Here is a 22079-nt window from a genome sequence, read left to right as displayed (position 1 = left end):
TCGCCCACCGGCAACGGGTGAGCAGCGCATTTACGCGGCAGGTGAGCCGTCCGCCGCCTCGGCGACGTACGACAGGCCGGGCAGCCACGACTTGCCGTCCGACCGGGCGCGTCCACCAGGCGCCCTTCGTCGGGCGTGGGAGGGCGGCGGCATTCAGCTGCCGGACGGCCGCGGCGTCGCCGCGGTCTCCGGGCGAGTGGGCCGGCGGGGATCGGCGGGCCGTAGCACATAGCCGGTGTAGCCGTACTCCGCGCCGTGCTCGCGGCGCATCGCGATCTCCTCACGTGTGGCGGCCAGTGCCTCGGCCATGCCCGGTGCCTCGGGGTCCGCGGCTGCGGCCCGTGCGGCGAGCGGGCCGTAGTACTCGTCCCAGTCACTCCCGGGCTGCCGGCGCACCGCCAGGATCGTGTAGCCCGCTCGGGAGGCCGCCGCGCCGTTCTCGGCGGTCGTGCGCAGGCGGTAGTGCCTGTCCCAGAAGGCACGGGCGGCGGCCGACGGCTCGGCCGTCCACTCACACTCGGTCAGCACCAGACGACCGCCGGGGGCGAGCAACCGCCGCCACGAGTCGAGAGCGGTGTCGAAACCGATGGCGTAGGCGGAGCTCTCCGCCCAGACGAGGTCGAACGACCCGTCGGGGAAGGGGAGGTCCGCCATGTCGGCGCGTACGGTACGGATCGCGTCACCGAGCCCGCGGGCGTCGGCGGACTGCCTCAGCTCGTCCAGGAACGGCTGATGCAGATCGACTGCGGTCACCTGCGCACCGGCCTCGGCGGCCAGCAGCAGCGCGGAACGGCCCGGACCGCAGCCCAGGTCGAGGACCCGCGCACGCGCGGGGAGTGGGCCGGCGGCGACCAACAGCCGCCGCGAGGTGGCGTCGGACCCGGGACCCTGCCGCGGCAGGCCGTGGTGCAGGGCGAAGAAAGCGTCGTGCAATGCGTTGTCGGACAACGGGGAAACCCTTGTGTGTGAAAGGGCTCCGGCCGACCGCACGACCGGGTCCGCCGAAGCGGACGGGTCCGATCAGTGGTGGCCGGGAGCCCGGGAGATGACGGACCGAGCGCTGCGCACGGCAGCCTCCGCTGCGACAGTCAACAACCTCAGCTCCCCTCGGGGCCCCACCAGGGGAATCGGCCGGCACCGGCCACCGGTTCGGCCGGGACGTTGATCGTCCTCCGCGTCACCCTAACAAGCTCGGCAGCCGCCGGGCAGCGCTTCAGCGGCAGAGTTTCGCCTCGTGCGCCGCGTGCCCGACCGGCTCCAACTGGAACGTGCAGTGCTCGACGTCGAAGTGACCCCCGATGCAGCCCTGCAGTTCGTGGAGCAGCTTCTCGTACCCCACCGCGTCCAGCACCTCCTGTGCCACCACCACATGGGCGGAGAGCACCGGCATGCCCGAGGTGATCGTCCAGGCGTGCAGATCGTGAACGTCCTCCACGCCGGGCAGCGCCAGCATGTGGGCCCGGACCTCACCCATGTCGACGCCCTTCGGTGCCGCCTCCAGCAGCACGTCGAGTGTCTCGCGCAGCAGCCGCACCGTCCGTGGAACGATCATCAGACCGATGACGAGGGACGCGATGGGGTCGGCGTACTGCCAGCCCGTGGCCAGGATGATGCCCGCCGATACGAGCACGGTGACCGAGCCGAGGGCGTCGGCGAGCACCTCCAGATAGGCGCCGCGGACGTTCAGGCTCTCCTTCTGCCCGCGCACCAGCAGGGAGAGCGACACCATGTTGGCCACCAGGCCGATGACCGCGAAGACGATCGTCAGGCCGCCGCGGGTCTCCGTCGGTGTGATGAAACGCTCGACCGCCTCGAACACGAGGTAGCCGCCGACGCCGAGCAGCAGCAGGCAGTTGGCCAGCGCCGCGAGAATCTCCGCCCTCGCCAGTCCGAATGTGCGGTTCAGTACGGCCGGACGGTTGGCGAAGTGGATGGCGAGCAGCGCCATGGCCAGTCCGACGGCGTCCGTCGCCATATGGGCCGCGTCAGCGATCAGGGCGAGCGAGCCGGACAGCACACCACCGACGACCTCGATCACCATCACACCCAGAGTGATGGAGAGCGCGATACGCAGCCGTCCCCGGTAGGCCGCGGCCGCGGTCCCCGTCGGCGGCGGCCCGCCGTGCGTGTGCCCGTGGTCGTGCCCAGCCCCCATGAGGATGCCTCCCAGCGAACGTCCGGCGTGTCCTTCCGGCCCTCAGTGAACTACGGGCGGGGGGTATGGTCAACACGGCACTGAACACCGTTGTCATATGCTCTGACCTGCGGAAATGTTGGCAGGGCAGAGGCTTGTGCGATCGGTCGGCCGCAGTGGTCGCAACGGCGGTCGGGTGCCGCCGGAGCCAGCCCTCCCAGGCGGACTCGACCATTTCGCGGACCCCGTACGAGGCCGTCCAGCCCAGTTCCTTGGTGATCAGATCGACCGAGGCGACCGCCTTCGCGGGTCCCCGGCCCTGCGCTCCTCGATCACCGGCACGAAAGGACGGCCGGTGACCTCGCGAGGTCGTCGAGCACCACTATCTGCTGACCGTCCGCCGCCATGGCGTGCGCCACATGCGCGCCGATGTATCCCCGCTCCACCTGTGATCAGCCACGTCACAACGGCAACCCTAGGAGGTTCCGCCACCGGCCGCCCCTCCCCGGCGGGGCCAGGCCAGGCGCGCGGTGGGGTTCGGCCACTTTGCCGGCCTCGGTGCCTCGCGCGCAGACGGGGGCAGCCCATCTCGGGCGGGTGCCTCACGCACAGATGGGCAGAACGCCCCAATTTGGCCAGGACGGTCGCCTTGCCCCCGGGCTGGGTCTCGTCGCCTCCCCGGCCGGGTCGGCAACCTCACCCGCAGACGAAGGTCCGCCGGGCCCGGCGGACCACGGCACGACGGGGCCGCCCCTCCTGCCGGGGCCGGGGCCCGGTAGCTCGTGCGGCGGCCGTCCGCGGTTTGTCCGGCGAGGCGGTGATCGACCATGATGATCCCGGCGGACCTCCGAGGCGTGAACGGCCGATGAATTCCCGCTTCCCTCCATCCGATAGCCTCAGCCGACGTGCCGCCGCCCGGGGACCGGGCCGAGCCGCCGCGTCTTTGCACCGTCAGCTCCAAGGAGTGAGTTCGTCTGTCGACCGCCATCCTCACCGGTACGCCGGTACCCGGATCGCCGCTCGAAGGCGATCTGCGGTCGCTGGGCTTCGACGTGCGCGTCGCGGGCGGCCCCGAGCACACCGCGGCCCTGGTCACGGCCGTGCCCGCGGGCGAGCGGATCGCCCTTGTCGATCCCCGGTTCGTGGGTCATGTGCATGCCCTGCGGCTGGCGCTGACCGACCCGCGGTTCCCGGCCGCCGCCGTCACCGGAGCACTGACCGCCCAGCCCGCCGCCCGCGCCGCACTCGACACGGCCGTGCGCACGATCGCGGCGACCGTGCCCGCCGGTGCGGCCGCCGTCACCGGTGACGGGCTCGTGGACGACGTCGCCACGGCCCTGGAGGACGCGGGCACCACCGTCCACCATCCCGACCTCGGCTCTCTGGTCGCCGAGGTGCCCGCCGGGGCGCAGGACAGGCACCGCGCCCGCGCGGCGGTCGAGGCCGTCGACGACGAGGCCGTCCGGCTGCGGTCCGCCGTCAAGGCACGCGACGGCTTCTTCACGACCTTCTGCGTCAGCCCGTACTCCCGCTACATCGCCCGCTGGTGCGCGCGCCGCGGCCTGACCCCGAACCAGGTCACCACCGCTTCGCTGCTCACCGCGCTGATCGCCGCCGGATGCGCGGCGACCGGCACCCGCCTCGGTTTCGTCGCGGCAGGCCTGCTGCTGCTGGTCTCCTTCGTCCTGGACTGCACGGACGGCCAGCTGGCCCGCTACTCGTTGCAGTACTCGACGATGGGCGCCTGGCTGGACGCCACCTTCGACCGGGCCAAGGAGTACGCGTACTACGCGGGCCTCGCCCTCGGCGCCGCCCGCGGGGGCGACGACGTATGGGCGCTCGCTCTCGGCGCCATGGTCCTGCAGACCTGTCGGCACGTCGTCGACTTCTCGTTCAACGAGGCCAACCACGACGCCACCGCGAACACGAGTCCCACGGCCGCCCTGTCCAGCAAGCTCGACAGCGTCGGATGGACCGTGTGGGTGCGGCGGATGATAGTGCTGCCGATCGGCGAGCGCTGGGCCATGATCGCGGTGCTCACGGCCGTGACCACGCCGCGGATCGTCTTCTGGGCGCTGCTGGTCGGCTGCTCGCTCGCCGCCTGCTACACCACCGCGGGGCGCGTGCTGCGCTCGCTCACCCGCAGGGCCCACCGGACCGACCGCGCCGCCCAGGCGCTCGCGGACCTCGCCGACTCCGGCCCGCTCGCCGCTCAGGTGGCGCGTGCCGCAGCGCAGCCGGTGCGCAGCCTGCCCGGGCTCATACCGCTCGCCGCCGCCGTCACCGGCGCGGCCGCCGTCCTGGCCACGGCCGGCTTCACAGGCTTCGGGTCCGTCTGGACCGTCGTCGCGGCCGCCGTGTACGCCGTCACCTCGGGCATCGCGGTCGCGCGGCCCCTGAAGGGCGCCCTCGACTGGCTGGTTCCCCCGGTGTTCCGGGCCGCCGAATACGGCACCGTCATGATCCTCGCCGCTCACGCGGAGGTGAACGGGGCGCTACCGGCAGCTTTCGGGCTGGTGGCGGCCGTCGCCTACCATCACTACGACACGGTGTACCGCATACGCGGTGGCACGGGCGCGCCCCCGCACTGGCTCGTGCGGGCGATCGGCGGGCACGAGGGGCGGGTCCTGGCGGTCGCGCTGCTGGCCTTCCTGCTGAACAACACGGACTTCACCATCGCGCTGACGGTCATCGCCGTGGCCGTCGCGCTCGTGGTGCTGGCCGAGAGCATCCGCTTCTGGGTGTCCTCGGGCGCACCCGCAGTACATGACGAAGGAGAACCCGCATGATCGGCCTCGTACTGGCAGCCGGTGCCGGAAGGCGTCTTCGCCCCTACACCGACACGCTTCCGAAGGCCCTCGTGCCTGTGGACGGCGACACCACCGTCCTCGACCTCACCCTCGGCAACTTCGCTGAGATCGGGCTCACCGAGGCCGCGATCGTCGTCGGCTACCGCAAGGAGGCCGTCTACGAGCGCAAGGCGGCGCTGGAGGCGAAGTACGGCCTGAAGCTCACCCTCGTCGACAACGACAAGGCCGAGGAGTGGAACAACGCCTACTCCCTGTGGTGTGCCCGTGACGTTCTCGCCGAGGGCGTCATCCTCGCGAACGGCGACACCGTGCACCCCGTCTCCGTGGAGAAGACGCTGCTCGCCGCCCGCGGCGACGGCCGGAGGATCATCCTCGCCCTCGACACGGTGAAGCACCTCGCCGACGAGGAGATGAAGGTCGTCACCGCCGACGGAAAGGGCGTCCGGCGGATCACCAAGCTGATGGACCCCGAGGCCGCCACCGGCGAGTACATCGGTGTCACTCTCATCGAGCCCGACGCGGCGGCCGACCTCGCCGACGCGTTGAAGACCACCTTCGAACGGGACCCCGACCTCTACTACGAGGACGGCTACCAGGAACTCGTCGACCGAGGTTTCACGATCGACGTGGCCCCCATCGGCGACGTCAAGTGGGTCGAGATCGACAACCACGACGACCTCGCGAAGGGCCGTGGGATCGCGTGCCTGTACTGACCCGGCTCATCCCGTCACCCGTAGTCGTCGACATCCGCGCGGGCGCCCTGGACGATCTGGCCTCGCTCCTCGCCGACCAGCGCATCTCCGCATCCGGCAAGCTCGCCTTCGCCGTCAGCGGCGGCTCCGGCCGGGCGCTGCGCGAGCGCCTGGCACCCGCGCTGCCGGGTGCCGACTGGTACGAGGTCTGCGACGGCACCATCGACTCGGCCGTCAAGCTGGCCGACGACATAAAGGGCAGACGGTACGACGCGGTCGTGGGCCTCGGCGGCGGGAAGATCATCGACGTGGCGAAGTACTCCGCGGCCCGGGTCGGCCTCCCGCTCGTCGCCGTCGCGACGAACCTCGCACACGACGGCCTGTGCTCCCCGATCTCCATCCTCGACAACGACAACGGCCGCGGCTCCTATGGAGTCCCGTCGCCCATCGCCATGGTCATCGACCTCGACGTGGTCCGCGACGCCCCCGTGCGCTTTGTCCGCTCCGGCATCGGCGACGCGATCTCCAACATCTCGGCGATCGCCGACTGGGAGCTCGCCCACCGCGTCAACGGCGAACCGGTCGACGGCCTCGCCGCCGCCATGGCCCGCACTGCGGGCGAGGCCGTGCTGCGCCACCCCGGCGGCGTCGGTGACGACGAGTTCCTCACCGTCCTCGCCGAGGCCCTGGTCCTCTCCGGCATCGCCATGTCGATCAGCGGCGACTCCCGGCCCTCCTCGGGCGCCTGCCACGAGATCAGCCACGCCTTCGACCTCCTGTACCCCAAGCGGGCCGCCAGCCACGGCGAGCAGGTGGGACTCGGCGCCGCGTTCGCGATGCACCTGCGCGGCGCGCGAGAGGACGCGGCCCAGTTCGCCGACGTGCTGCGCCGGCACGGGCTGCCGGTGCTGCCGCAGGAGATCGGGTTCTCCACGGAGGAGTTCATCCGCGCCGTGGAGTACGCACCGCAGACCCGCCCGGGACGGTTCACCGTCCTGGAGCACCTCGACCTCACCGACGACCAGATCAGGGACGCGTACGCCGACTATGCCAAGACCATCCGTAGCTGAACTCCGACCGGTCGTTCACCCGGCAGGTGTGAAGGACCGGCGCAGCGGAGAGCACTGGGGCGGCCGCCTGTACATGCGCGAGATCTCCCTGCGCATCACCCGCGTCCTGGTCACCACCAAGGTCACGCCGAACCAGCTGACCTACCTGATGACCGTCTTCGGCGTCCTCGCGGCCCCGGCTCTGCTGGTGCCGGGGATCTGGGGCGCGGTGCTCGGTGTGGTGGCGGTCCAGCTCTATCTGCTGCTCGACTGTGTCGACGGCGAGGTGGCCCGCTGGAAGAAGCAGTTCTCGCTCGGCGGGGTCTACCTGGACCGGGTCGGGGCGTATCTGTGCGATGCCGCGGTCCTCGTCGGCTTCGGTCTGCGCGCCGCCGACCTGTGGGGGCCCGGCCGGATCGACTGGCTGTGGGCGTTCCTCGGCACCCTGGCCGCCCTCGGCGCCATCCTCATCAAGGCCGAGACCGACCTCGTGGGCGTCGCGCGTCACCAGGGCGGGCTGCCGCCGGTCAAGGAGGCGGCGTCCGAACCGCGCTCGTCCGGCATGGCGCTGGCCCGCAGGGCGGCAGCGGCGCTGAGGTTCCACCGGCTCGTCCTCGGGATCGAGGCCTCCCTGCTGATCCTGGTCCTGGCGATCCTGGACACGGTCAGGGACGACCTGTTCTTCTCGCGCCTCGGTGTGGCCGTCCTCGCCGGCATCGCCTTGCTGCAGACACTGCTGCACCTGGTCTCGATCCTGGCGTCGAGCAGGCTGAAATGACGGCTCCGCTCAAGCTGGGCGCGGTCGTCATCACCATGGGCAACCGCCCCGACGAACTGCGCGCACTCCTCGATTCGGTCGCCAAGCAGAACGGCGACCGGATCGAGGTCGTCGTCGTCGGCAACGGTGCCCCGGTGCTCGACGTCCCCGAAGGCGTGCGGACCGTGGAGCTGCCCGAGAACCTGGGCATCCCGGGCGGACGCAACGTGGGCATCGAGGCGTTCGGGCCGTCCGGGCGGGACGTCGACGTCCTGCTCTTCCTCGACGACGACGGCCTGCTGGCAGGCGCCGACACCGGCGAGCTGGTGCGCCAGGCCTTCGACGCCGACCCCCGGCTCGGCATCATCAGCTTCCGCATCGCCGATCCGGACACCGGGCTCACCCAGCGCCGCCACGTCCCGCGGCTGCGCGCCTCGGACCCGATGCGCTCCTCGCGCGTGACGACCTTCCTGGGCGGTGCCAACGCCGTGCGGACCGAGGTCATCGAGGAGGTCGGCGGCCTGCCCGACGAGTTCTTCTACGCGCACGAGGAGACCGACCTCGCCTGGCGCGCCCTCGACGCGGGCTGGGCAATCGACTACCGCGCGGACATCGTCCTGCTCCACCCGACCCTGCCGCCCTCGCGGCACGCGGTCTACCACCGCATGGTGGCCCGCAACCGCGTGTGGGTGGCCCGCCGCAATCTGCCCGCGCCGCTGATCCCCGTCTACCTGGGCGTCTGGGTGCTGCTCACGCTGCTGCGCCGGCCCACGGTGCCCGCGCTGAAGGCGTGGTTCGCGGGGTTCGCGGAGGGATGGCGGACGCCCTGCGGGCCGCGCCGCCCCATGAAGTGGCGTACTGTGTGGCGGCTCACACGGCTGGGCCGACCTCCTGTCGTCTGACAAGCTCGGTTCTGAGAGCATCTGGGCCGAGGTCCCCGATGGACACACGGAGCCCCGAACCGCCGCGCATCTTGAACACGAAAGTTTCAACTTGTGAGTGACACAACCCATGACGGTGCCATCGCGATGAGCCCCACGCCGTCACCCGACGACGGCCTCTCGCCGGCACAGCTCGCCGCCAAGTACGGGCTGTCGGTCAGCGGCGCCCGTCCTGGCCTCGCCGAGTACGTCAGGCAGCTGTGGGGGCGGCGCCACTTCATCCTGGCCTTCTCGCAGGCCAAGCTCACGGCCCAGTACAGCCAGGCGAAGCTCGGCCAGCTGTGGCAGGTGGCGACCCCGCTGCTCAACGCCCTGATCTACTTCCTGATCTTCGGCCTGATCCTCAAGGCCAGCCGGGGCATGCCGGTAGAGGTCTACGTACCGTTCCTGGTGACCGGTGTGTTCGTGTTCACCTTCACACAGAGCTCGGTGATGGCCGGCGTCCGGGCGATCGCGGGCAACCTGGGCCTCGTGCGTGCCCTGCACTTCCCGCGGGCCTCGCTGCCGATCTCCTTCGCGCTCCAGCAGCTCCAGCAGCTGCTGTTCTCCATGATCGTGCTGGTCGCGATCGTGGTGGCGTTCGGCAGCTTCCCGACCTGGTCGTGGCTGCTGGTGGTCCCGGCGCTCGCCCTGCAGTTCGTGTTCAACACCGGCCTCGCCCTGATCGTGGCGAGGCTCGGCGCGAAGACCCCGGACCTCGCCCAGCTGATGCCGTTCGTCATGCGGACCTGGCTGTACGCCTCCGGTGTGATGTTCTCCATCCCGGTCATGCTCGCGGACAGGCCCGCCTGGATCGCCGACGTCCTGATGTACAACCCGGCGGCCGTCTACATGGACCTCGTCCGCTTCGCACTGATCGACGGCTACGGCTCCGAGAACCTGCCCTCGCACGTGTGGGCGTCGGCCCTCGGCTGGGCCGTCGTGATCGGCTTCGCGGGCTTCGTGTACTTCTGGAAGGCTGAGGAGCGCTACGGCCGTGGCTGACGACAAGAACGACAACGGGTCCGCCGCACGCGTGCCGACCGTCATCGCCGACGACGTCCACATCGTCTACCGCGTCAACGCGGGCAGCGGCGGCAAGGGGAGCGCCACCGCGGCCCTGAGCCGGATCCTGCGCCGCGACAAGGGCGAGTCCCGCGGGGTGCGCAAGGTGCACGCCGTCCGCGGTGTGTCCTTCACCGCCTACCGCGGCGAGGCGATCGGACTTATCGGCACCAACGGCTCCGGCAAGTCGACACTGCTGCGGGCGATCGCCGGTCTGCTGCCCGCCGAGAGCGGCAGGGTCTACACGGACGGCCAGCCCTCCCTGCTCGGCGTCAACGCCGCCCTGATGAACGACCTCACGGGCGAGCGGAACGTCATACTCGGCGGCCTGGCCATGGGTATGTCGCGCGAGGAGATCCGCGAGCGCTACCAGGGCATCGTCGACTTCTCGGGCATCAATGAGAAGGGCGACTTCATCACCCTGCCCATGCGGACGTACTCCTCCGGCATGGCGGCCAGGCTCCGTTTCTCCATCGCCGCAGCCAAGGACCACGACGTCCTCATGATCGACGAGGCGCTGGCCACCGGCGACCGCCGCTTCCAGATCCGATCCGAGGAGCGCATCCGCGAGCTCCGCAAGGAGGCCGGCACGGTCTTCCTGGTCAGCCACAGCAACAAGTCGATCAGGGACACCTGCGACCGGGTGCTGTGGCTGGAGAAGGGCGAGCTGCTGATGGACGGCCCGACCGACGAGGTCATCAAGGCGTACGAGAAGGAGACCGGCAAGTAGGTCAGCACCGGGCCCCGCCGCCGGCCGAGGTGGCGGGCCTTCGTGCGAGATCCCCTGCCGCCGTGGATTCGCGCGGATCGTCGATCAATGACCAAGTTCGGTGCACGCGGGGCAGGTTGCGTCGATTCGGGGCGTTGAGGCCGGGCGCGCGAGGTGGCCCCGGAGCCGCGTCGCACCGTGTACCACGTAAGGTGTAGCGGAGTTGAATCGCGGCAAGTACGGCAATTTCTCCTCTCCCCTCCGGGTGCGGACGACCGTCGGGGGCAGGGAAACGCGGCGGCGTGTCCGAAATGGGATGTATTGGTTCGGAGTGTAGAACGGGAGATGTGACGGCCATGACGGGATCTCTCCAGCTCTGCGAGGTCTGCGCCGTCGCCGTCGCAGTGGGCAGTGTGCAATGACAGCCGCCCGGGAGACACGCCAGGCGCCCACCCGTGCCACCCTCGACAAGGCTGCCGACGAGAACTTCCCCGTAGCTCCCTTCTTCCTCCCGCGCGCCTGGCGCGACGACCTCATGGCCCTCTACGGATACGCCCGGCTCGTCGACGACATCGGTGACGGCGACCTCGCTCCCGGCGGCGCCGACGCCCGCCGGCTCGGCGTCGCGCCCGATGCGGCCGGTGACCCGCTCGCCCTCCTCGACGCCTTCGAGGCGGACCTGCGCCGCGTCTTCGACCCCGCCCGGACCCCGCGGCACCCGCTACTGCGTGCCCTGCGCCCCACCGTCCGCCGCCGCTCGCTCACCCCCGGGCCCTTCCTCGGCCTCATCGCCGCCAACCGGCAGGACCAGCTCGTACGCCGCTACGAGACCTGGGACGACCTGGTGGCCTACTGCGAACTGTCGGCCAACACCGTCGGCCGGACGGTCCTGGAGATCACCGGCACGACGAGCCCCGAGCGCATCCGCCGCTCCGACGCCGTGTGCACCGCACTGCAGATCGTCGAGCACCTCCAGGACGTCGCCGAGGACCTCGCGCGCGACCGCGTCTACCTGCCCGCCGAGGACCTGGACCGCTTCCGTGTCACCGAGTCCGACCTCGCCGCCCCGACGGCGAACGCCTCGGTGCGGGCGCTGATCGCCTACGAGGCCCAGCGGGCCCGCGACCTCCTCGACGAGGGCACGGCTCTGGTGGGCAGCGTCCACGGCAGACTGCGACTGCTCCTCGCGGGATTCGTCGGCGGTGGGCGCGCCGCCCTCGCCGCGATCGCCGCGGCCGGACATGATGTGCTGCCCGGACCACCCAAAGCCGCAAAGGCCCATGTGCTGCGCGAAACGGGAGTGGTCTTGCGAAGAGCGCGTAGAGAGGGATGAACCGGACGATGGAGGGATCGCCCCAGATGCCCGCGCCGGTGCAGGCCGCGTACAGCTACTGCGAGGCCGTGACCGGGCAGCAGGCCCGCAACTTCGCCTACGGAATCCGACTGCTGCCGACCGACAAGCGCCAGGCCATGTCGGCGCTGTACGCGTTCTCCCGGCGCGTCGACGACATCGGTGACGGTGCCCTGACGCCCGAGGCCAAGAAGGCCCGGCTGGAGGACACCCGCAGTCTGCTCGAACGCGTCCGCAACGGGACCGTCGACCACGACGAGACCGACCCCGTTGCCGTCGCGCTCGCCGACGCGGCGCAGCGCTTCCCTCTGCCGCTGGGCGGACTCGACGAGCTCATCGACGGTGTCCTGATGGATGTACGCGGCGAGGAGTACGAGACCTGGGACGAGCTCAAGGTCTACTGCCGCTGCGTCGCGGGCGCCATCGGCAGGCTCTCGCTCGGCGTGTTCGGCACCCAGCCGGGCGTGCGGGGGGCGGAACGCGCCGCGGAGTACGCCGATACGCTCGGGCTCGCCCTGCAACTGACCAACATCCTCCGCGACCTTCGCGAGGACGCTGCCAACGGGCGCAGCTATCTGCCCGCCGACGACCTCGCCAAGTTCGGCTGCGCCGAAGGCTTCCACCGCACGACCCCGCCTGCCGGGGCCGACTTCGCCGGACTGGTCCACTTCGAAGTGCGCCGCGCCCGCGCGCTGTTCGCCGAGGGCTACCGGCTGCTGCCCATGCTCGACCGCCGCAGCGGCGCCTGCGTCGCCGCCATGGCCGGCATCTACCGCCGCCTGCTCGACCGCATCGAGCGCGACCCCGATGGGGTGCTGCGCGGCCGGGTCTCTCTGCCGGGCCACGAAAAGGCCTACGTCGCGGTCCGCGGCCTCTCGGGACTCGACGCCCGCACCATCGGCCGCCGCACGCTGGGAGGACGCGCGTGATGCCGACTCCTGCGCGCACCACGCGCGGCCCCGTCCTGTGCGCGCCACGGCCGCCCGCCGGACCGACCGCCCGCCCGCAGGTCACACGCCCCCGCGCGGCGGTGCCCGGGCCCGTCATGCGTGCGATGGAGCCGGGCGGACTGTGGCCGCAGAGGCCGTGCGCGAGTCGCAGGGTCACGGGTGGCGTGCGGCTCGGGACGGTGTGCGCCCGCGCGGCGGCGCAGGTCGGACGCGGGCTGTGCATCCGGCTGCCCGGTCCCGCGGCTGAGCCTGGCGGGTCGCGGCCGCGGCGACTGCGCGGGCTTCGCTCGCTCGAAGGAGGCACGCCGCTCGGGACGGTGCGCCCTCCGGCGGCGGAGCCGCACGTCGTGCCCGGGTCGCACACGCCCGCGCGCGTGGCGGAGCCGGGCGGGCGGCCGCGCACAGCGGGGGCGGCCGCCCGCCCCGACGGAGTGCGTCACCGCCCGGCCGAGCCCGGCCGGGCGCCATCGACCCGCATGCGCCGAGCCGCCTCCCGCACGGTGACGGACGCGGGAGGCATGTCCGTGACGCGCCCGAGGAGGGAGAGCCGATGACGGCCGACGACACCCTCGCCCCGCACGCCGTGGTCGTCGGCGGCGGAATCGCCGGCGTCACCGCCGCGCTGGAACTCGCCGACGCCGGGCTCGAGGTCACCCTCCTGGAGGGACGGCCGCGTCTCGGCGGACTCGCGTTCTCCTTCCGCCGCGGCGACCTCACCGTCGACAACGGCCAGCACGTCTACCTGCGCTGCTGCACCGCCTACCGCTGGTTCCTCGACCGGATCGACGCCGCCGGCCTCGCGCCCGTACAGGACCGGCTGGACGTGCCCGTGCTGGACGTGGCGGCCCCCGGCGGGCCGCGGCTCGGCCGGCTGCGGCGCACCGCGCTGCCCGTGCCGCTGCACCTCGCGGGCGGCCTCGCCGCCTACCCGCACCTCTCGCTCGCCGAGCGCGCCGGTGTCGCACGCGCCGCGATGGCCCTGTACAGGATCGATCCCGCCGACCCCGCGCTGGACGGCATCGACTTCGCCACCTGGCTCGGCCGCCACGGCCAGTCCCCGCGCGCCGTCGCCGCCCTGTGGGACCTTGTCGGCGTGGCCACGCTCAACGCCCGCGCGCCCCACGCCTCCATGGCGCTCGCCGCCATGGTCTTCAAGACGGGACTGCTCTCCGAGCCCGGCGCCGCCGACATCGGCTGGGCGCGCGTCCCCCTCGGCGAACTGCACGACACCCTCGCCCGCAAGGCCCTCGACTCGGCAGGCGTACGCACCGAACTGTCCACCCGGGTACGGGGGATCACCCGAGCCGAAGGCGGAGGCTGGCGGGTGTCGGCCGGCGGCGAGACGCTCCACGCCGACGCGGTCGTCCTCGCCGTGGCACAGCGCGAGGCCCACGCGCTGCTGCCGGAGGGGGCGATGGAGAACAGCGACCGGCTGCTGGACATCGGCACCGTACCGATCCTCAACGTCCATGTCCTGTACGACCGCAAGGTGCTGCGCCGCCCGTTCTTCGCCGCGCTCGGCACGCCCGTGCAGTGGGTCTTCGACCGCACAGAGGCCTCCGGATTCTCGGGCGGCCAGTACCTGGCGCTGTCCCAGTCTGCCGCCGAGGACGAGATCGACGACCCGGTCGCCGTTCTGCGCGCGCGCTATCTGCCGGAACTTCAGCGGCTGTTGCCCGCGGCGCGCGGCGCACGGGTACACGATTTCTTCGTCACCCGTGAGCGGACGGCGACCTTCGCCCCCGCTCCCGGCGTCGGCCGTCTGCGGCCGGGTGCGCGAACGGGCGCCCCTGGCCTGTACCTTGCTGGCGCGTGGACTGCCACCGGCTGGCCCGCGACCATGGAGGGTGCCGTGCGCAGCGGGTTCAGTGCCGCCGGTGCTGCGCTCTCCGCGCTCGGCCGCCGCCATGAACATCCGCTCAAGGAGGCGGCGTGAGCACCAGTACTGGAACCAGAGGAGTAAGCGTGCCGACAGTGCCCTCGGCGAACCCGGCTGAAGACACCGCACAGACCGCCAGGACCGCGCACGAGACGGACATCGCCGCGCTGCTGGAGCGCGGTCGCACCCTGTCCACACCCGTGCTGCGCGCCGCCGTGAACCGGCTCGCCCCGCCCATGGACACCGTGGCCGCCTACCACTTCGGCTGGATCGACGCCGAGGGCCGTCCCTCGGACGGTGACGGCGGCAAGGCGGTGCGCCCCGCGCTCGCGCTGCTGTCCGCGGAGGCGGCCGGCGCGGCGCCGGAGGTCGGGATCCCCGGCGCGGTCGCGGTCGAGCTCGTGCACAACTTCTCGCTCCTGCACGACGACCTGATGGACGGCGACGAGCAGCGCAGGCACCGCGACACGGTGTGGAAGGTGCACGGCCCCGCACAGGCCATCCTCGTGGGCGACGCCCTCTTCGCCCTGGCCAATGAACTCCTGCTGGAGATGGGCACGGTGGAGGCGGGCCGCGCCACCCGCCGCCTGACCACCGCGACGCGCAAGCTCATCGACGGCCAGGCCCAGGACATCTCCTACGAGCACCGCGAGCGGGTCACCGTCGAGGAGTGCCTGGAGATGGAGGGCAACAAGACCGGTGCACTGCTGGCCTGCGCCGTCTCCATCGGCGCCGTTCTGGGCGGGGCCGACGACCGTACCGCCGACACCCTGGAGGCGTACGGCTACCACCTCGGCCTGGCCTTCCAGGCTGTCGACGATCTGCTCGGCATCTGGGGCGACCCCGTCGCCACCGGCAAGCAGACCTGGAGCGATCTGCGCCAGCGCAAGAAGTCGCTGCCGGTCGTCGCCGCGCTCGCCGCCGGTGGCCCGGCTTCGCAGCGCCTGGGCACACTGCTCGCGGCCGACGCCAAGAGCAACGACTTCGACAGCTTCTCCGAGGAGGAGTTCGCCATCAGGGCGGCCCTGATCGAGGAGGCGGGCGGCCGCGAGTGGACCTCCCAGGAGGCCCGCCGCCAGCACGGCACCGCGATCGAGGCCCTCGACGGTGTGGACATGCCGGAAATGGTTCGGGCGCAGCTCGTCGCGCTCGCGGACTTCGTCGTCGTACGAAAGAGATGATCACCATCACACGCCGCACCGGGCGGAGGATCAGCCGCACCATATGAAGCGCGTCGCCGGCCGGTGACCTCACCAGTCACCGGCCGACGTCAGACCCCAGCTCAGCAGAGAACCACTGCAACGAAGGGGAAGCCATGACAGCGACGACCGACGGAAGCAGCGGACCCCTGCGGGCCTCCGCCGCCACTGCCGGCAGCACCACCGCGACCACTGCCACCACCGCCACGACGGCCGCAGGAGCCAAGAGCCCGGCCGACGTCCGCGAGGCCGCCGGGAAAGCCGTGGAACGGGCGGTCGACCATCTGCTCAAACGCCAGGACGCCCAGGGCTGGTGGAAGGGCGATCTCGAGACCAATGTGACGATGGACGCGGAGGACCTGCTGCTGCGGCAGTTCCTCGGCGTCCAGGACGAGCGGACCACCGCGGCGTCCGCCCGCTTCGTACGCGGCCGGCAGCGCGAGGACGGCACCTGGGCCACCTTCCACGGCGGGCCCGGCGAGCTGTCCACCACCGTCGAGGCGTACGTCGCCCTGCGCCTGGCGGGGGACCGTCCCGACGACCCGCACATGCGGCGCGCGGCGGCCTGGATCCGCGGCCAGGGCGGTATCGCCGCCGCCCGCGTCTTCACCCGGATCTGGCTCGCCCTGTTCGGCTGGTGGAAGTGGGAGGACCTGCCCGAACTCCCGCCCGAACTGATTTTCCTGCCGAAGTGGTTCCCGCTGAACATCTACGACTTCGGCCAGTGGGCACGGCAGACCATCGTCCCGCTCACCGTCGTCTCCGCCAAGCGGCCCGTGCATCCGGCGCCGTTCGCGCTGGACGAGCTGCACACCGACCCCGACAACCCCAAGCCGCGCAAAGAGCTTGCTCCCGCGTCGAGTTGGGACGGGTTCTTCCAGCGCGCCGACAAGGCCATGCACCTCTACCACAAGGTCGCGCCGCGCCGTCTGCGCCGTACCGCCATGAACAGCGCGGCCCGCTGGATCATCGAGCGCCAGGAGAACGACGGCTGCTGGGGCGGCATCCAGCCGCCCGCCGTGTACTCCGTGATCGCGCTGTACCTGCTCGGCTACGACCTCCAGCACCCGGTGATGCGGGCCGGCCTGGAGTCGCTGGACCGGTTCGCCGTCTGGTACGAGGAGGACGGGGTGCCCGTCCGCATGATCGAGGCGTGCCAGTCGCCGGTGTGGGACACCTGTCTCGCCACCATCGCGCTGGCCGACGCGGGCCTGCCCGCCGACCATCCGTCGCTGGTCAGGGCCGCCGACTGGATGCTCAGCGAGCAGGTCGTGCGGCCGGGCGACTGGTCCGTGCGCAGGCCCGGACTCACGCCCGGAGGCTGGGCGTTCGAGTTCCACAACGACAACTACCCCGACATCGACGACACCGCCGAGGTGATCCTCGCCCTGCGCAGGACAGGGCACCCCGATCAGGAGCGCCTGGAGGCGGCCGTCCAGCGCGGCGCTCGCTGGACGCTCGGCATGCAGTCCCGCAACGGCGCCTGGGGCGCATTCGACGCCGACAACACCAGCGCGTTTCCCAACCGGCTGCCCTTCTGCGACTTCGGCGAGGTGATCGACCCGCCGTCCGCGGACGTCACCGCGCACGTCGTGGAGATGCTGGCCTACGAGGGCAAGGCCGGCCACCCGCGGACCCGCCGCGCCATCGAATGGCTGCTCGCCGAACAGGAGCCGAACGGCGCCTGGTTCGGCCGCTGGGGCGTCAACTACCTCTACGGGACAGGGTCCGTGGTCCCGGCGCTGACCGCCGCAGGAGTGCCGGTGTCCCACCCGGCCGTCCGCCGGGCGGTCTCCTGGCTGGTGTCCGTGCAGAACGAGGACGGCGGCTGGGGCGAGGACCTGAGGTCCTACCGGGAGGAGAAGTGGATCGGACACGGCTCCTCCACCGCCTCCCAGACCGCCTGGGCGCTGCTCGCGCTGATCGCGGCGGGGGAGCAGGAGGGCAGGGCCGTCCAGCGCGGCATCGCCTGGCTCGCCGGCACCCAGCGCCCGGACGGCTCCTGGGACGAGCCGCAGTTCACGGGCACCGGCTTCCCGTGGGACTTCTCCATCAACTACCACCTCTACCGGCAGGTCTTCCCGCTCACCGCGCTGGGCCGCTTCATGCACGGCGAACCGCTCGCCACCCGTGCACACGCTCGCAAGGGGGGCTGATGGGCCGTCCCCCGGAGCCCCCCGGCTCCGCTGCCCGGCTGCTCGTCGCCTGTGCGCTCGGCATCGAGAAGGCCGCCCTGCGCAGCGGTGTCCGCGCCCTCGACCAGGAGGGGCGGACCGGTGACGTCACGGTGCTGCGCACCGGAATGGGCCCGGTCAACGCGGAACGGGCCGTGCTCGCCGCCTGCGCGAGCGGCCCGCTGCGCGAAGCCGCCGTCGTCGCCTCCGGCTTCTGCGCGGGGCTGGCCCCGGGCATGCACCCGGGTGACCTCGTCGTCGCGGACGAGACCCGCATCGACGAGGTCACCACCGCGTGCACCGGAGCCGAGCTGCTGCGCAGGGCAGTGGCCAGGGCCGTACCGGGACGCACGGTGCACGGGGGCCTGCTGACCGGCGCCGACCACGTGGTGCGGGGGCCCGAGCGGGCCCGGCTGGAGGCGACCGGCGCGATCGCCGTCGACATGGAGTCGGCGGCCACCCTGAGCAGCGCGCTGCGCGCCGGTCCCCGTCCGGTTGCGGCCGTCCGGGTGGTCGTGGACGCTCCGGAGCACGAACTGGTCCGAATCGGCACGGTACGCGGTGGAATATCAGCTTTCCGTGTTCTGCGTGCCGTCCTTCCTGCTTTCTACGAATGGCACCGTTCTTTGCTGCTCCCCAGGAGGTGAGCCAGATGGCCATGCCGCTCCGCCAGACCATCAGGGTCGGGACCTATCTCTTCGAACAGAAGCTTCGCGGTCGTGAGAAGTTCCCGCTGATCGTGGAACTCGAACCACTGTTCGCCTGCAATCTCAAGTGCGAGGGGTGCGGGAAGATCCAGCATCCCGCCGGCGTGCTCAAGCAGCGGATGCCGGTGGCGCAGGCCGTCGGGGCGGTGCTGGAGTCCGGGGCGCCGATGGTCTCCATCGCCGGTGGCGAGCCACTGATGCACCCTCAGATTCATGAAGTCGTCCGGCAGTTGGTGAGCAAGAAGAAGTACGTCTTCCTGTGCACCAACGCGCTGCTGCTGCGCAAGAAGATCGAGAACTTCACGCCGTCCCCGTACTTCGCCTTCGCCGTGCACATCGACGGACTGCGTGAGCGGCACGACGAGTCGGTTGCCAAGGAGGGCGTCTTCGACGAGGCCGTGGAGGCGATCAAGGAGGCCAAGAGCCGCGGCTTCCGGGTCACCACCAACTCGACCTTCTTCAACACCGACACACCCCAGACCGTCATCGAGGTACTCAACTACCTCAACGACGACCTCAAGGTCGACGAGTTGATGATCTCGCCCGCCTACGCCTACGAGAAGGCTCCCGATCAGGAGCACTTCCTCGGCGTGGAACAGACCCGCGAGCTGTTCAGGAAGGCGTTCGCGGGCGGCAACCGGCGGCGCTGGCGCCTCAACCACTCCCCGCTCTTCCTCGACTTCCTCGAAGGCAAGGCCGACTTCCCCTGCACGGCCTGGGCGATCCCCAACTACTCGCTGTTCGGCTGGCAGCGTCCCTGCTACCTGATGAGCGACGGCTACGTCCCCACCTACCGCGAGCTCATCGAGGAGACCGACTGGAGCAAGTACGGCCGCGGCAAGGACCCGCGCTGCGCCAACTGCATGGCGCACTGCGGCTACGAACCGACCGCCGTGCTCGCCACCATGGGCTCGCTCAAGGAGTCCCTGCGCGCGGCCCGCGAGACGGTCACCGGCAGCCGGTGACCTCACGGCGGCGACGAGCGGGCGGTTCGGGGCCCGGGGACCGGTCGTCCGCCGCCACCGGAGTCGTACTGCACGCGAAGGGGGCTGGACATGACGCTTCTCGAACACATCCGGGTGCCGCGGGACCAGAAGGCGCTCACCCGGCCCGAGCCCGGCCGACTCCCAGCGGAGATCCGCGAGTTCCCGATCCGTGCGGTGGCACGAACCGGCGGGCACCTCGGTCCCCACCTGCGCGTGGTCGGGCTCACCATCGCCCTCCACCGGGTCTCCGACGCCCCGACCGTGGTCGCTTCCCCAGGGGGTCGGGGGGCGAGGCGATCGTGGCGACGGGACGGATCGACCGGACGGACGTGCTGCACCCGGACGGGGCCGCCGCTCGCGGCGCGGCGCCGCATGGTCGCCGTCGTGGCCGACAACAGCCGCAGCGGCGTCCAGGACCGGCCCGCCCAGGGCCCAGGCAAGGAGGACTGAGCGATGACCGAGGCGTCCAAGGGCTTCGACCTGGCGACACTGCTGGCCCGGCGCGGGGCCGAGCGCTACGAACTGCACGGCCTCCATCTCAACCACCAGCTCCCGCGCATGCTGCACACCATCGGCTTCGACAAGGTCTACGAACGGGCCGAGGGCGCCTACTTCTGGGATGCCGACGGCAACGACTACCTCGACATGCTGGCCGGCTTCGGCGTCATGGGCCTCGGTCGCCACCATCCGGTCGTACGCAAGGCCCTGCACGACGTGCTCGACGCCTCGCTCCCCGATCTCACCCGCTTCGACTGTGCCCCGCTGCCGGGGCTGCTGGCGGAGAAGCTGCTCCTGCACACCCCGCATCTGGACCGGGTGTTCTTCGGCAACAGCGGGACGGAGGCGGTGGAGACGGCGCTGAAGTTCGCCCGGTACGCGACCGGCCGGCCGAGGATGCTGTACTGCTCGCACGCCTTCCACGGACTGACCACGGGCTCCCTCTCGGTCAACGGAGAAGACGGATTCCGCGCCGGCTTCGACCCGCTGCTGCCGGACTCGCTGATCGAACTCGGCGATCTGGACGCCCTGGAGCGGGAGTTGCGGCGCGGCGACGTCGCCGCCCTCATCGTCGAGCCCGTCCAGGGCAAGGGAGTGGTGCCGAGCCCGCCGGGATTCCTGCGGGCCGCGCAGGAGCTCCTGCACCGGCACAAGGCGCTGCTCATCGCCGACGAGGTGCAGACGGGTCTCGGGCGCACGGGGGATTTCTACGGCTTCCAGTACGAAGCGGGTGTGGAGCCCGACCTGGTCTGCGTCGCCAAGGCCCTCTCCGGTGGCTACATCCCCGTCGGCGCGACACTCGGAAAGGACTGGATCTTCAAGAAGGTTTTTTCGTCCATGGACCGTGTGCTGGTGCACTCCGCCAGCTTCGGCTCCAACGCCCAGGCCATGGCCGCCGGGCTCGCCGTCCTGTCGGTGCTGGAGGACGAACAGGTCGTCGCGAACGCCAGGGTGACCGGCGAGCTGCTGCGGGCGAGGCTCGCCGCGCTCGTGGACCGCTACGAACTGCTGCGGGAGGTCCGCGGTCGCGGGCTGATGATCGGCATCGAGTTCGGCCGCCCCGAGTCGATCAGGCTGCGGAGCCGGTGGGCGATGCTGCAAGCCGCCCGGAAGGGACTGTTCGCCCAGATGGTCGTCGTACCGCTGCTGCAGAGGCACCGGATCCTCACCCAGGTCTCCGGCGACCACATGGAGGTGATCAAGTTGATCCCGCCGCTGATCATCGGCGAACGCGAGGTGGACCGGTTCGTAGCGGCGTTCACGGCGGTGATGGACGACGCACACAACGGTGGCGGGCTGATGTGGGACTTCGGCAGGACGCTGGTGAAACAGGCCATGGCGAACCGCTGAGCCGCTTGCCTCAGAGGCAAGAAATTTGCCTACCAGGCAAGAGGCTGGCGCAATGGACGCATGACCACTTCCGCCGCACCGACGGGCGAGGGGCTGCACCAGGTCGCGCCTCGGCTGCGCGATCTGCGCCGCCGCCGCGGACTGACCCTTGAGGCCGCCGCCCAGCGCGCCGGGCTCTCCCCAGCCCATCTCTCCCGGCTGGAGACCGGAAACCGACAGCCCTCGCTGCCGATGCTTCTCGCCCTCGCCCGGATCTACGGTACGACGGTCGCCGAGGTGCTGGGCGAGCTCCCGCCCGAGCGCGAGCCCGTCATCCGGGCCGGCCGCCGCGAGCCCGCGACCGCCGACGGCTGGACGTACCACCAGGTCGGCGCCCCGGGCCGGGCCATGCAGGCCCTGCGGGTGGTCGTCCCGTACGGCGCCCAGGGCGATCTGGTCCGGGTGCACCCCGGCGAGGAGTGGCTGTACGTCGTCGGTGGACGGCTGCGCCTCGCGCTCGGGGATGCGGTCCACGAGCTGGCCCCCGGGGACAGTGCCCACTTCGACTCGCTCACACCGCACCGCATCGCGGCCGCGTCGCCAGAAGGCGCCGAACTGCTCTTCGTGCACACCCTGCTGCAGAGCCCCGATCTCCATCCGCACGCCTGACCCGAAGGTCGTGATCACGCACATGTGGGACCCCCTGGACAAGCCCCTGCCGGACACGCCCGAGAACAGGCGGGAGGAGCGCTTCCCGCGCGGCCTCGTCATCCGGCTGTTCGCCTACCTCGTGGCGGGGCACCTCATCGCCGCGTTCCTCTACCTGCTGTTCCTGGTGGGCGGCCAGAACCGGTAGGCGCCCCGCCGGGC

19 protein-coding genes and 2 pseudogenes are annotated in these 22079 nt (G+C 71.4%); 18 read left to right on the top strand and 3 right to left on the bottom strand.

Annotation, left to right across the window (positions count from 1 at the left end; all coding sequences use genetic code 11):
• Window positions 1-153: 153 nt before the first annotated feature.
• From ACH5AF_RS12850 to ACH5AF_RS12840, 3 genes and pseudogenes are all read right to left on the bottom strand, one after another.
• Window positions 154-948 carry a class I SAM-dependent methyltransferase gene (locus ACH5AF_RS12850; RefSeq protein ID WP_398901634.1) on the bottom strand — a complete coding sequence of 265 codons (795 nt, stop codon included), beginning with the start codon at window positions 946-948 and terminating at the stop codon, window positions 154-156.
• Window positions 949-1213: 265 nt separating this feature from the next.
• A complete protein-coding gene (locus tag ACH5AF_RS12845; RefSeq protein ID WP_398901633.1) occupies window positions 1214-2155 on the bottom strand; it encodes a cation diffusion facilitator family transporter in 942 nt (313 codons plus the stop codon).
• 163 nt (window positions 2156-2318) lie between these two features.
• Window positions 2319-2503 (bottom strand): annotated as a pseudogene (locus ACH5AF_RS12840) (UDP-glucose 4-epimerase GalE); the annotation flags it as partial.
• A 605-nt stretch (window positions 2504-3108) separates the two neighbouring features.
• Here ACH5AF_RS12840 and ACH5AF_RS12835 point away from each other — a divergent pair.
• From ACH5AF_RS12835 to ACH5AF_RS12750, 18 genes and pseudogenes are all read left to right on the top strand, one after another.
• On the top strand, window positions 3109-4923 hold the full coding sequence (locus ACH5AF_RS12835; protein ID WP_398901904.1) for a DUF5941 domain-containing protein: 1815 nt from the start codon (window positions 3109-3111) through the stop codon (window positions 4921-4923).
• The gene (locus ACH5AF_RS12830) at window positions 4920-5657 is read left to right on the top strand and encodes a sugar phosphate nucleotidyltransferase (RefSeq protein WP_398901632.1); all 738 of its coding nucleotides are present in this window, start codon (window positions 4920-4922) and stop codon (window positions 5655-5657) included. Before ACH5AF_RS12835 ends, ACH5AF_RS12830 begins: the two co-directional genes overlap by 4 nt.
• On the top strand, window positions 5645-6706 hold the full coding sequence (locus ACH5AF_RS12825; protein WP_398901631.1) for an iron-containing alcohol dehydrogenase family protein: 1062 nt from the start codon (window positions 5645-5647) through the stop codon (window positions 6704-6706). Before ACH5AF_RS12830 ends, ACH5AF_RS12825 begins: the two co-directional genes overlap by 13 nt.
• Complete coding sequence (locus tag ACH5AF_RS12820; RefSeq protein WP_398901630.1) at window positions 6684-7463, top strand: CDP-alcohol phosphatidyltransferase family protein; 780 nt, start codon at window positions 6684-6686, stop codon at window positions 7461-7463. The genes ACH5AF_RS12825 and ACH5AF_RS12820 overlap by 23 nt, the downstream gene beginning before the upstream one ends.
• Window positions 7460-8344, top strand: a complete 885-nt coding sequence (locus ACH5AF_RS12815) for a glycosyltransferase family 2 protein (RefSeq protein WP_398901628.1) — start codon at window positions 7460-7462, stop codon at window positions 8342-8344. Before ACH5AF_RS12820 ends, ACH5AF_RS12815 begins: the two co-directional genes overlap by 4 nt.
• A 93-nt stretch (window positions 8345-8437) precedes the next feature.
• Window positions 8438-9367 (top strand): ABC transporter permease, encoded by a 930-nt coding sequence (locus ACH5AF_RS12810; RefSeq protein ID WP_392322362.1) that lies wholly within the window; start codon window positions 8438-8440, stop codon window positions 9365-9367.
• Window positions 9360-10157: an ABC transporter ATP-binding protein gene (locus tag ACH5AF_RS12805; protein ID WP_398901627.1), complete on the top strand. Its 798-nt coding sequence runs from the start codon at window positions 9360-9362 to the stop codon at window positions 10155-10157. Before ACH5AF_RS12810 ends, ACH5AF_RS12805 begins: the two co-directional genes overlap by 8 nt.
• Before the next feature lie 397 nt (window positions 10158-10554).
• Window positions 10555-11469, top strand: a complete 915-nt coding sequence (gene hpnC, locus ACH5AF_RS12800; protein WP_398901625.1) for a squalene synthase HpnC — start codon at window positions 10555-10557, stop codon at window positions 11467-11469.
• Window positions 11466-12416: a presqualene diphosphate synthase HpnD gene (gene hpnD / locus ACH5AF_RS12795; protein ID WP_398901623.1), complete on the top strand. Its 951-nt coding sequence runs from the start codon at window positions 11466-11468 to the stop codon at window positions 12414-12416. Before hpnC ends, hpnD begins: the two co-directional genes overlap by 4 nt.
• 571 nt (window positions 12417-12987) lie before the next feature.
• Window positions 12988-14373: a hydroxysqualene dehydroxylase HpnE gene (gene hpnE / locus ACH5AF_RS12790; protein WP_398901622.1), complete on the top strand. Its 1386-nt coding sequence runs from the start codon at window positions 12988-12990 to the stop codon at window positions 14371-14373.
• A gap of 38 nt (window positions 14374-14411) precedes the next feature.
• Entirely contained in the window at window positions 14412-15497 is a 1086-nt protein-coding gene (locus ACH5AF_RS12785) for a polyprenyl synthetase family protein (protein ID WP_398901903.1), read from the top strand.
• 134 nt (window positions 15498-15631) lie between these two features.
• Complete coding sequence (gene shc, locus ACH5AF_RS12780) at window positions 15632-17671, top strand: squalene--hopene cyclase (RefSeq protein WP_398901621.1); 2040 nt, start codon at window positions 15632-15634, stop codon at window positions 17669-17671.
• Window positions 17671-18336 (top strand): 1-hydroxy-2-methyl-2-butenyl 4-diphosphate reductase, encoded by a 666-nt coding sequence (locus tag ACH5AF_RS12775; RefSeq protein WP_398901620.1) that lies wholly within the window; start codon window positions 17671-17673, stop codon window positions 18334-18336. Before shc ends, ACH5AF_RS12775 begins: the two co-directional genes overlap by 1 nt.
• A gap of 5 nt (window positions 18337-18341) precedes the next feature.
• Window positions 18342-19361, top strand: a complete 1020-nt coding sequence (gene hpnH, locus ACH5AF_RS12770; protein ID WP_398901619.1) for an adenosyl-hopene transferase HpnH — start codon at window positions 18342-18344, stop codon at window positions 19359-19361.
• Between the two features lie 90 nt (window positions 19362-19451).
• A pseudogene (locus ACH5AF_RS12765) lies at window positions 19452-19640 on the top strand (1-deoxy-D-xylulose-5-phosphate synthase N-terminal domain-containing protein); the annotation flags it as partial.
• Window positions 19641-19835: 195 nt separating this feature from the next.
• Complete coding sequence (locus tag ACH5AF_RS12760; protein ID WP_398901618.1) at window positions 19836-21230, top strand: aspartate aminotransferase family protein; 1395 nt, start codon at window positions 19836-19838, stop codon at window positions 21228-21230.
• A gap of 60 nt (window positions 21231-21290) precedes the next feature.
• Window positions 21291-21878: a helix-turn-helix domain-containing protein gene (locus ACH5AF_RS12755; protein WP_398901617.1), complete on the top strand. Its 588-nt coding sequence runs from the start codon at window positions 21291-21293 to the stop codon at window positions 21876-21878.
• Between the two features lie 22 nt (window positions 21879-21900).
• On the top strand, window positions 21901-22065 hold the full coding sequence (locus tag ACH5AF_RS12750; RefSeq protein WP_398901902.1) for a DUF6126 family protein: 165 nt from the start codon (window positions 21901-21903) through the stop codon (window positions 22063-22065).
• The last annotated feature ends 14 nt before the right edge of the window (window positions 22066-22079 follow it).

Origin of the sequence: Streptomyces sp. NPDC018833 (genome assembly GCF_044390825.1) — a bacterium.
GTDB lineage: Bacteria > Actinomycetota > Actinomycetes > Streptomycetales > Streptomycetaceae > Streptomyces.
The sequence above is the reverse complement of the archived record's forward strand: the minus strand, read 5'-3'. Positions and strand labels throughout refer to the sequence as shown.

Coding starts and splice junctions, on each gene's coding strand:
- ACH5AF_RS12845 (WP_398901633.1), bottom strand. CDS start 2,155: ATGGGGGCTGGGCACGACCACGGGCACACGCACGGCGGGCCGCCGCCG.
- ACH5AF_RS12830 (WP_398901632.1), top strand. CDS start 4,920: ATGATCGGCCTCGTACTGGCAGCCGGTGCCGGAAGGCGTCTTCGCCCC.
- ACH5AF_RS12820 (WP_398901630.1), top strand. CDS start 6,684: ATGCCAAGACCATCCGTAGCTGAACTCCGACCGGTCGTTCACCCGGCA.
- ACH5AF_RS12815 (WP_398901628.1), top strand. CDS start 7,460: ATGACGGCTCCGCTCAAGCTGGGCGCGGTCGTCATCACCATGGGCAAC.
- hpnC (WP_398901625.1), top strand. CDS start 10,555: ATGACAGCCGCCCGGGAGACACGCCAGGCGCCCACCCGTGCCACCCTC.
- hpnD (WP_398901623.1), top strand. CDS start 11,466: ATGAACCGGACGATGGAGGGATCGCCCCAGATGCCCGCGCCGGTGCAG.
- hpnE (WP_398901622.1), top strand. CDS start 12,988: ATGACGGCCGACGACACCCTCGCCCCGCACGCCGTGGTCGTCGGCGGC.
- shc (WP_398901621.1), top strand. CDS start 15,632: ATGACAGCGACGACCGACGGAAGCAGCGGACCCCTGCGGGCCTCCGCC.
- ACH5AF_RS12775 (WP_398901620.1), top strand. CDS start 17,671: ATGGGCCGTCCCCCGGAGCCCCCCGGCTCCGCTGCCCGGCTGCTCGTC.
- hpnH (WP_398901619.1), top strand. CDS start 18,342: ATGGCCATGCCGCTCCGCCAGACCATCAGGGTCGGGACCTATCTCTTC.
- ACH5AF_RS12760 (WP_398901618.1), top strand. CDS start 19,836: ATGACCGAGGCGTCCAAGGGCTTCGACCTGGCGACACTGCTGGCCCGG.
- ACH5AF_RS12755 (WP_398901617.1), top strand. CDS start 21,291: ATGACCACTTCCGCCGCACCGACGGGCGAGGGGCTGCACCAGGTCGCG.
- ACH5AF_RS12750 (WP_398901902.1), top strand. CDS start 21,901: ATGTGGGACCCCCTGGACAAGCCCCTGCCGGACACGCCCGAGAACAGG.